Raw genomic sequence first — 8,913 nt, 5'->3', positions numbered from 1 at the left:
GACATCCTCCCCGTCAGCGCCTCCCGGCACTAACGATCAGTTGTCACCGATCCGTTCCTCACGCCCCATTGACGTCCGCAAGGCGAGAAGGTCGCGGTCGTTGACGAAGCGCGGACTTGTCGCGCCTGTCCAACGGTGTATCGCATTAGACCACGTTTCAACCGACCGATATGCCACGTTGCCCGCGGAACGCGGAGCCATGTCGGGGTGGCTGTAGGTCGCGGAGAGGAACGACGTGTCACCATGGACGAGACTGGACAGAGCGCCATACATCGACCCGATCGCCGGGATCTCTTCCGATACCCGCGCTGAGATCTGGAACCTCGTCTTCGCGTACTCGCGACCGATTTTCACCTGCGCGACCTCCTCGTACGCGACGCCTCCGCGCTCCCTCCTCACGACTCGATAGCCCTGCCTGTTGAGAAACGCGACGAAGTCCTCCCGCTTCTTCCTCACCTCTGAGGAGGCCGGTTCCTCCAATTGATCGATGGTGGTTTGCAGCGACCGAAATGCGGTCGCGCACGAGCGCGCGGCGCGCTGATCCGCGCTGACGTCCACGGCAACTTCCCACGCGACTGACGCACTGATCTCTGCGACTGACCGGACTACCGACACCGCCGCTAGCGGATGGATCGGATCACTCGACAGCAACGTCTCCAGTCCGGAAAGGTGATCGATCAGCGCGTTGTTCTGTGCCTCAAGGTGGATGAGGCGCTGTCCGAACAGGGTCGCGTGATCTCCGGCGCGCGCTCGGGCCATGTCTTCTCCGCACGCCGAAGTAGCTGGCGCTCTCTCGATGCGGTCAGAGATCCTTTCCATCACCCTGACGACATGCAGGCGGCACTGACGCGCGAGGTTTCTCGCAGCATTCGCAGCAAGCTGGAACCGGTACTCGGCGTCGTCGGCTTCGTTGTCCATCAGGCAGATCGTCCCACGCGGATGATCGGTTTACATGCGCAGGTACGCCGGACGGACCACGCCGCTCCGACAGAAAGTGCTCGGGGCGGGTGCGAGCACTGCTCCCAGACGGAGCTGCACGATGATCGGTTGCCGAGCGTTCGGACGTTCGTCCTTGAGCAGCCCTCCGGCCCGGAGGGGTCTAGCATGCCGGCATGCCCCGCCCGTGTAAGGTGCCCGTTGCGGGGGCCCATGCGCACAGGCATCGTGTCGCCTCGTCTCCGTTCTTCGAAGTCCTGAGGCGTTTCTGAGGTGCGTAAGAACTGCGTAAAGCTGAACGACTCCCACTCCGCCCGAACGTCGTCGAGCTCAGCCCAGATCCGCGTGTTTCCACGCGAATGGAGCCGAGCGCGCCTGGATGTGCGTGACGGGGCGGAGTTCAAATCCCTCCGTCTCCGCCACGGAAACCCCGGTCAGAAGAACTTTCTGGCCGGGGTTTCGTGCGTTCTCCGGCGATATCGCTGCGCGTCACTGCTCGTTCATTGAAACGAGTCAGACTTCCCGCCCACCCTCTCTCCCGAACCAGAGGAAGTCATGCCCGCTACCCGCGTTCCCGCCTCCATCGTCCTGACCGGTCTCGCCGCGCTCGCGCTCGGGGGCTGTGCCGCCCCCGCCGGATCCGCCGACCCCTCGGCCTCCGCCGATCCTGCTGCGGAAGCGCCCACCGCCGCGCTCGAGCCGACCACGATCACGCTCTACACGTCGGAGCCGCAGGAGAAGGCCGACGCCCTCGTCGCCGCCTTCAACGAGATCCACCCCGAGGTGACGGTCGAGATCTTCCGCGCCGGCACGGGCGACCTCACCGCGCGCATCGCGGCCGAGCAGGAGTCGGGCGACACCGGCGCCGACGTGCTGCTCGCGGCCGACGCCGGCACGTTCGAGAACTACGCCTCCGAGGACCTGCTGCTCGAGTACACGCCGGCCGAGGCCGACAAGCTCGACCCGGCTCTCGTCGACCCCGAGGGCTTCTACACGGGAACACGCATCATCCCCACGGTGATCGCGTACAACACGAGCCTCATCACCGAGCCCCCGACGTCCTGGGCCGACCTGACGGACGCGGCCTACGCCGACAAGATCGTGATGCCGAACCCGGATGTCTCGGGCGCCGCCGCGTACAACGCCGCCGTGTGGCTCGACGAGCCCGCGCTCGGCGAGGAGTGGCTGACGGAGCTCGCCGCCAACAACCCGGTGATCGCCGACAGCAACGGTCCCGTGTCGCAGGCGGTCGCGAGCGGCACGCAGCCCGTCGGCATCGTCGTGGACTACCTGGTGCGCGAGCTCGCCGCGCAGGGCTCGCCGATCGCCGTCGCCTACCCCGAGGAGGGCGTGCCGTTCGTGTCGCAGCCCGCGGGCATCTTCGCCGACACCGAGGCGCCCGAGGCCGCCCAGGCGTTCGTCGACTTCCTGATCAGCGCCGAGGGGCAGACGCTGGCGGTCGAGCAGTCGTACCTGCCGGTGCGCTCGGACGTCGGCACCCCCGAGGGGGCGCCCGCGCTCGACGACCTGACGATCCTGGCTCCCGACCTGGAGACCATCCGCTCGACGCAGGACGCCGCCGTGGAGACGTTCCGCGACCTCTTCCTGAAGTGAGTCTCCCCGTCCGCATCGCGGGTCCGGCCCTGCGCCGGGCCCGCGATGCGGCGCGGCCGGATGGCCTCACCGGGCTGAGCGCGGCCGCGTGGGTCGCGCTCGCCGCCCTCGTGCTCGCGCCGCTCGGGGCAGTCGTATTCCTCGCCGTGAGCCGGCCGCAGCTCGCGGTCCTCGCCGAGCCCGAGGTGCTCGAGGCTGGCGTGAACAGCTTCACGTCGGCGACGCTGTCGGCGTTGCTGGCGGTCGCGGCCGGCACGGCGCTGGCCATCCTGATCGAACGGTCGGATCTGCCGGGACGCCGCGCGCTGCGGCTGTTCGCCCTCAGCCCCCTGCTCGTGCCGCCGTTCGTCGGAGCCATCGCCTGGCTCGGCATCGCCGGCCCCGCGAGCCCGCTCAACCTGTGGTGGCGCGGGATCACCGGCCAGCCCCTGTGGTCGGTGTACGGCGGCGACGGCGTGGTCATCCTGCTCGCGATCCACAGCTGCCCCGTCGCGCTGCTCGTCGTCTCGGCGGCGCTGCGGCGCGTTCCGGCCGACCTCGAGCAGGCCGCGCGGATCGCCGGGGCCGGGCCCCTGCGCGCGCTCGCGACCGTGACGCTGCCGCTGCTGCGACCGGCGATGCTGTCGTCGTTCATGCTGATCGCGGTCGGCAACCTCGCCGACTTCGGCATCCCGTCGATCATCGGCCTGCCCGAGCGCTTCACGACCCTCGCGACGCTCGTCTACCGCTACCTGCAGTCGGGAACGATCGACGACCCGCTCGCCGTCGTGGCGACGATCGGCACCGTGCTGCTCGCGATCGCGGCCCTCGCCCTGGTTCTCGACACGCTGATCGGCCGCGGCGGCTGGGAGCTCGACGCCTCGAGCTCGCCGCCGACCCTGCTTCCGCTCGGGGCGGCACGGCTGCCGATCGCGGCGATCGCGTGGGCCGCGGTGCTCACCACAACGCTGCTGCCGCTGCTCGCGCTGCTCGGCCAGACCCTGCTGCGCGCTCCCGGACTTCCGTACACGCCCGAGAACCTCACGCTCGACAACCTCGGTCGTGCGCTCTCGTCGCCCAACACCGTCGCCGGGGCGAGCAACTCGATCATGCTCGCGGCGCTCGCGGCAATGCTCTGCGGCGTCATCGGCCTCGCGGTCGGCGTGCTCGCCACCCGCACGCGCCTCGCGGGGCGGCGGGGGCTGCTCGCCGTCTCGACCCTGCCGCAGGCGATCCCGGGGCTTGTGATCGCGGTCGCGTGGCTTGTGCTCGCGCCTCGGATCGGCCTGTTCAACACGCCCTGGATCATCCTGTGCGCGTACGTGACGTCGTTCGTGGCGCTCGTTGTGCAGTCGGTCATCGCGCCGCTGTCGGCCACGCCGGCGAGCGCGGAGGAGGCGGCCCGTGTCTCGGGTGCCGGGCGCCTGCGCGCGCTCATCGACATCTCGTGCCGGATGGCGCTTCCCGCCGCGGTGTCGGGCGCGGTGGTCGTGGCCGTCACCGCCGTGCGCGAGCTGACCCTCTCGGTGCTGCTGCTCTCCCCGGGCTCGCAGACGCTCGGCGTCGTCATCTTCAACCTGCAGCAGGCGGGCGCGTTCAACGCGGCGTCTGCGCTGTCCCTCGTGGTCGCGGTGCTCGGGCTGGCCATGCTCGGCCTCGCCACCCGCCGGGCCGCCTGATCGGAGCGCCATGTCTTCCGTCTCCCTCTCCGCCGTCTCGGTGCGCTACCCGGGCGGATCCGTCGGCCTCGATGCCGTGGAGCTCGAGATCGGCGACGGCGAGTTCGTCGCGCTCGTCGGCCCGTCCGGCTCGGGAAAGACGACGCTGCTGCGCACCATCGCCGGGTTCCTCAGCCCGACGAACGGCGTGATCCGGATCGGCGGAGTCGCCGTTGCGGGGGAGGGATCCTTCGTGCCGCCCGAGCGTCGCGACCTCGGCATGGTGTTCCAGCAGCACGCCGTCTGGCCGCACTGGAGCGTCGGCCGCAACGTCGACTACCCGCTGCGTCGCGCGCGCGTGCCGCGGGCCGAGCGTGAGCAGCGCGTCGCCGGCGCGCTGGAGATGGTGGGCCTCGAGGGCTACGCGCGGCGCGACCCCGCGACGCTGTCGGGCGGGTAGCGCCAGCGGGTAGCCCTCGCCAGGGCGCTGGTGTCGCGGCCCCGCGTGCTGCTGCTCGACGAGGCGCTGTCGGCGCTGGACGAGCCCCTGCGCGACCGGCTGCGTCTCGAGCTTCACGCCCTGACGCGCGAGCTGGGGCTCACGGTGGTGCACGTGACGCACGACCGATCCGAGGCGCTCGCCCTCGCCGACCGCGTCGCGGTGCTCGAAGCAGGGGCGATCCGCCAGGTAGCACCGCCGGAGAAGCTGCTGCGCGAGCCCGCCGACCCGTTCGTCGCGCGCTTCCTGACCGATGCGACCGTCGTGGCGGGCGCGGCCGAGGCCGGCTGGTTCGAGGCGGAGAGGCATCCGCTTCGGCTGCCCGCGGACGGGGTGAGCGGCCGCGTGGAGGCGGCCATCCTGCCCTCGGACGTCGAGCTCGTGCCGTCGGACGAAGGAGCCGCCGTTGTGCGCTCCTCCCTGTTCACGGAGCGCGGCGGCGACGTCGTCGTCGACTGGGACGGGATCGCGCTGCGGGCGCACACCACCGGCATGCGCCCGGTCGGCGGCGCGCGGGTGGATGTCGTCGTCCGCCGCGCGCGGTTCTATCCGGCGGATTGACCCGCTCCGGCGGGCGCCGCCTCGGTGGATCCGCTCAGCCCTCGGCGACCGGCCCGCCGCCCCGCCACAGCCGCATGGCCACGAGCACGGCGGCGGGAACGAGAAGGGCGAGGGCGGCGACGTTGACGGCGTGGAACCCGCCCACGGCGAGGATGGGGCCGGCGAGGGCCGCCGCGGCGGCCCCCGCGTAGTTCATTCCCGCGTCGGTTGCCCCCTGCAGCGGCACCCGGACGCGCGAATCCGGGGTGGAGGCCAGCAGCGTCGAGGCGGAGATGACGCAGCACGACCACCCGGTTCCCAGCACGGTCAGCGCGGCGATCGTCCATCCGCCTCCGGCACTCGCCGCGATCAGCCCGAGGAGGATCGCCACGAGCAGGCCGGCGACGCCGAAGGCGGCGCTGCGCGTTGCGCCGAACCTGTCGGCGGCCCATCCGAACACCGGGCTGAGGGCGTACATGCCGAGCACGTGAAGGCTGATCACGACGCCGACGACGGTCAGCGAGTCGCCGTGATGCTGCATGTGGACGGGCGTCATGACCATGACCATGACCATGACGGCATGGGCCGATGCCGTCAGGACGACCGCCATGCGGGCCGTGGGATTCGCGAACGCCCACTTCAGAGCGGTGATCGCGCCGACGGCCCTGGCAGCGACGATCGGTTCGCCCTGGACGGGGCGGGCCCTCGTCTCGCCGCCGTACATCAGCATGATGATCACACCCGCCGTCATGATCGCGGCGATCGAGAACGTGTACGGACCCGCGAACCGGGGGAGCCCGAGCGTGAAGCCGAAGTCGTTGGCGACATTCGTGAGGTTCGGCCCGAGCACCGACCCGATCGTGGTCGACCAGATCACGAGCGACATGATCCGGCCGCGCGCGGCGGGTTCGGCGTTGTCGCTCGCGGCGTAGCGCGACTGTAGGTTGACTGCCTGTCCGACGCCGAACATCGCGAGCCCGATCAGCAGCACCACGAACTGGGCGATGATCGCCGAGAGGATGATCACGAGGCCGCCGACAAGGGCGATCGCATAGCCGGTGGCGAGGGCAGCGCGCCGGCCCCGCCTCGCAGCGAGGGTCGCCAGCGGCACCGCCGCGACCGCGGCCCCCAGGACGCTCGTCGCCTGAGCGAACCCCGCGAAGGCCGTGCCGCCGAGCTGCTCCGCGAGGAGTCCGCCGACCGCCACGCTGGACGCGACACCGATCCCTCCGAGCAGGTTCGACGCGATCAGGACGCCGATGCGCCGGCGCGCCAACCCGGTCCGCGGGGGAGCCGCCTCGATCACGTCCGTCATGAAGACGACCGGTGGGAGTGCGGCATCACGTAGGCGCCGCCGTGGTACATCGCGCCGCCGGCGCGCAGCGCGGCGGCGACGTGCACGGTCTCGGCGAGCTCCTGCTGGGTTGCTCCTGCGGCGACGGCCGCGGCCGAGTGACCGCGGAGGCACCCGGGACATTGCGTGGTCAGGGCGACGGCGACCGCGAGCAGTTCCTTGGTCTTCCGATCCAGTGCCGTGTCACCGCCGAACACCGCGGCGTTGAACTCGCCGAAGGCCCGACTCATGTCGGCCGCTCCCTCGGCGAGCAGCGCGCGCCCGTCGGTCGTCTTCGTCGTATCCGTCATGACTGTGCTCCGATCAGCTCCGGGGAGTCCGCCTCGGGGACGGGCGCACCAGGGAAGTGGCATTCGACTTCCGCCGCGCCGACGACGAGGCGTGGCGGAGCGACCTCCGCGCAGACATCCTGGGCGATCGGGCAGCGGGTGCGGAACCGGCAGCCCGACGGCAGGTTCATCGGCGAGGGCGGCTCACCCTGGAGCAGGATCCGCTCGCGCTTGAGCGCGGGATCCGGCACGGGGGACGCCGCCAGCAGCGCGCGCGTATAGGGATGCTGCGGATCGGCGAAGAGCTGCTCGGTCGGCCCGACCTCGACGAGGCGCCCCAGATACATCACGCCGACGCGCTGGGCGATGTGTCGCACGATCGGCAGGCCGTGAGCGATGAACAGGTACGAGAGCCCCAGGCGCTCGCGCAGGTCGACCATCAGGTTGGTGATCTGCGCCTGCACGGAGACGTCGAGCGCCGACACCGCCTCGTCGGCGAGGATGAGAGACGGGTTCAGGGCGATGGCGCGGGCGATGCCGACTCGCTGCCGCTGGCCGCCCGACAGCGCACGCGGGCGCGCCCCGCGCCGCGACGGGTTCAGCCCGACCTGCTCGAGCAGCTCCGTCACCCGGTCGTCCAGTGCGGACCCGCGCAGGCCCTCGAACACCGTGAGTGGTTCGCCGATGATGTCGCCCACCGCCATGCGCGGGTTGAGCGAGCCGAGCGGATCCTGAAACACCACCTGCATCCTGCGCCGCCTCGCCCGCAGCTGCGCCTTGGACATCCCGGTGAGCTGCTCGCCCTCGAACTCGACGGATCCCGACGTGACGGGAAGCAACCCGACCGCGAGGCGCCCGAGCGTCGACTTGCCGGAGCCGGACTCGCCGACGAGCGCGAACGTCTCGCCGTAGCCGATCTCGAGCGTCGCCCCGTCGACGGCGCGGAGCCTTCCCTTTGGGGCGAAGACCCCGCGGCCGCTGCGCACGGCGAATTCCTTCGTGACATCGGTGAGCCGCAGGATCGGGCCCTGTGTGGTCGCCATCACGCGACTCCTTCCTCGATGAGCGGGTTCCAGCAAGCGACGCGGCGACCGTCGAGGTCGCCGGCGATCGGTCGCGTCGTCAGGCAGGTCTCGGTCGCGAACCGACAGCGGGGGTGGAAGGAGCACCCCGAAGGGAGCGCCGACGGGTCCGGCACGGATCCCGGAATCGCCAGCAGGCGCTCCGGCCGCTCGCCCACCATCGGCGGGATCGAGGCGAGCAGACCCGCCGTGTACGGATGCGCGGGCCGGGCGAAGATGTCGCGCGGGGCGGCATCCTCCACGACCTGCCCCGCATACATCACGATCACGCGGTCGGCGAGATCCGCGGCGACGCCCATGTCGTGCGTCACGAGGAGCACCGCCATCCCCTCCTCCTGGCGGAGGCGATCGATGAGCGCGAGGATCTGCGCCTGCACTGTGACGTCGAGCGCCGTCGTGGGCTCGTCGGCGATGAGCAGGCGCGGTCGCCCGAGCAGGGCCATCGCGATCATCACGCGCTGGCACATGCCACCGGACAGCTGGTGGGGATAGCTCTGCAGCACACGGTCGCCGTCGTGGATCCCCACCTCGGCCAGGGCGCTGAGGAGCCTGTCGCGCTCCGCCCTGCGGCTGAGCCGCTCGCGCCGGCGAAGCGCCTCGCGCAGCTGGAAATCGACGGTGTAGACCGGATCCAGCGAGCTGAGCGGCTCCTGGAACACCATCGTCAGATCGCGTCCGCGCAGGCGCCGCACGCGCTCCGCGGGCATCGCCGCGAGGTCGTCATCGCCGAGCAGGATGCGGCCCGTCACCTCCATCTGGGGATCGAGCTGCGTCAGGCCCATGATCGTGCGGGCCGTCACGGATTTGCCGGATCCTGACTCTCCGACCAGGCAGACGATCTCGCCCTCCCGCACCTCGAAGCTCGTCTCCCGCACGAGCGAGACGGGCCCGCCGTGCTTGTGGACCGTGACCTCGAGGTCCTCGATCCGCAGCAGCCGCTCGCCGGCGGCGGTGGCCTCCTGCGGCGTGGTCATCGACAGCA

9 protein-coding genes are annotated in these 8,913 nt (G+C 71.0%); 4 read left to right on the top strand and 5 right to left on the bottom strand.

The window, feature by feature from the left end; translation table 11 throughout:
* Positions 1-36 precede the first annotated feature (36 nt).
* Positions 37-918, bottom strand: a complete 882-nt coding sequence (locus tag ABD161_RS08110) for a hypothetical protein (RefSeq protein ID WP_344001394.1) — start codon at positions 916-918, stop codon at positions 37-39.
* A gap of 573 nt (positions 919-1,491) precedes the next feature.
* Here ABD161_RS08110 and ABD161_RS08105 point away from each other — a divergent pair.
* The 4 genes from ABD161_RS08105 to ABD161_RS08090 are packed head-to-tail and all read left to right on the top strand — an operon-like array spanning position 1,492 to position 5,247.
* Positions 1,492-2,550 (top strand): ABC transporter substrate-binding protein, encoded by a 1,059-nt coding sequence (locus tag ABD161_RS08105; RefSeq protein WP_344001392.1) that lies wholly within the window; start codon positions 1,492-1,494, stop codon positions 2,548-2,550.
* Positions 2,547-4,208 carry an ABC transporter permease gene (locus tag ABD161_RS08100; protein WP_344001390.1) on the top strand — a complete coding sequence of 554 codons (1,662 nt, stop codon included), beginning with the start codon at positions 2,547-2,549 and terminating at the stop codon, positions 4,206-4,208. The genes ABD161_RS08105 and ABD161_RS08100 overlap by 4 nt, the downstream gene beginning before the upstream one ends.
* 10 nt (positions 4,209-4,218) lie before the next feature.
* Positions 4,219-4,647 carry an ATP-binding cassette domain-containing protein gene (locus ABD161_RS08095; protein ID WP_344001388.1) on the top strand — a complete coding sequence of 143 codons (429 nt, stop codon included), beginning with the start codon at positions 4,219-4,221 and terminating at the stop codon, positions 4,645-4,647.
* Positions 4,648-4,677: 30 nt separating this feature from the next.
* The gene (locus tag ABD161_RS08090) at positions 4,678-5,247 is read left to right on the top strand and encodes an ATP-binding cassette domain-containing protein (protein ID WP_344001386.1); all 570 of its coding nucleotides are present in this window, start codon (positions 4,678-4,680) and stop codon (positions 5,245-5,247) included.
* A gap of 34 nt (positions 5,248-5,281) precedes the next feature.
* On the opposite strand, the gene ABD161_RS08085 is transcribed toward ABD161_RS08090, so the two are convergent.
* Genes ABD161_RS08085 through ABD161_RS08070 form a run of 4 tightly spaced genes read right to left on the bottom strand, consistent with a single transcriptional unit; the run spans position 5,282 to position 8,905 of the window.
* Positions 5,282-6,541: an MFS transporter gene (locus ABD161_RS08085; protein ID WP_344001384.1), complete on the bottom strand. Its 1,260-nt coding sequence runs from the start codon at positions 6,539-6,541 to the stop codon at positions 5,282-5,284.
* A complete protein-coding gene (locus tag ABD161_RS08080; protein ID WP_344001382.1) occupies positions 6,538-6,870 on the bottom strand; it encodes a carboxymuconolactone decarboxylase family protein in 333 nt (110 codons plus the stop codon). The genes ABD161_RS08085 and ABD161_RS08080 overlap by 4 nt, the downstream gene beginning before the upstream one ends.
* Entirely contained in the window at positions 6,867-7,892 is a 1,026-nt protein-coding gene (locus ABD161_RS08075) for an ABC transporter ATP-binding protein (protein ID WP_344001380.1), read from the bottom strand. The genes ABD161_RS08080 and ABD161_RS08075 overlap by 4 nt, the downstream gene beginning before the upstream one ends.
* Entirely contained in the window at positions 7,892-8,905 is a 1,014-nt protein-coding gene (locus ABD161_RS08070; RefSeq protein ID WP_344001378.1) for an ABC transporter ATP-binding protein, read from the bottom strand. Before ABD161_RS08070 ends, ABD161_RS08075 begins: the two co-directional genes overlap by 1 nt.
* Between the last annotated feature and the right edge of the window lie 8 nt (positions 8,906-8,913).

Source organism: Microbacterium paludicola, assembly GCF_039529675.1.
Lineage (GTDB): Bacteria > Actinomycetota > Actinomycetes > Actinomycetales > Microbacteriaceae > Microbacterium > Microbacterium paludicola.
This window is presented reverse-complemented; position numbering and strand designations above follow the sequence as displayed.

Bases quoted from the DNA above. Each gene is read 5' to 3' on its own strand.
- ABD161_RS08110 (WP_344001394.1), bottom strand. From the start codon at position 918: ATGGACAACGAAGCCGACGACGCCGAGTACCGGTTCCAGCTTGCTGCG.
- ABD161_RS08105 (WP_344001392.1), top strand. From the start codon at position 1,492: ATGCCCGCTACCCGCGTTCCCGCCTCCATCGTCCTGACCGGTCTCGCC.
- ABD161_RS08095 (WP_344001388.1), top strand. From the start codon at position 4,219: ATGTCTTCCGTCTCCCTCTCCGCCGTCTCGGTGCGCTACCCGGGCGGA.
- ABD161_RS08085 (WP_344001384.1), bottom strand. From the start codon at position 6,541: ATGACGGACGTGATCGAGGCGGCTCCCCCGCGGACCGGGTTGGCGCGC.
- ABD161_RS08080 (WP_344001382.1), bottom strand. From the start codon at position 6,870: ATGACGGATACGACGAAGACGACCGACGGGCGCGCGCTGCTCGCCGAG.
- ABD161_RS08075 (WP_344001380.1), bottom strand. From the start codon at position 7,892: ATGGCGACCACACAGGGCCCGATCCTGCGGCTCACCGATGTCACGAAG.
- ABD161_RS08070 (WP_344001378.1), bottom strand. From the start codon at position 8,905: ATGACCACGCCGCAGGAGGCCACCGCCGCCGGCGAGCGGCTGCTGCGG.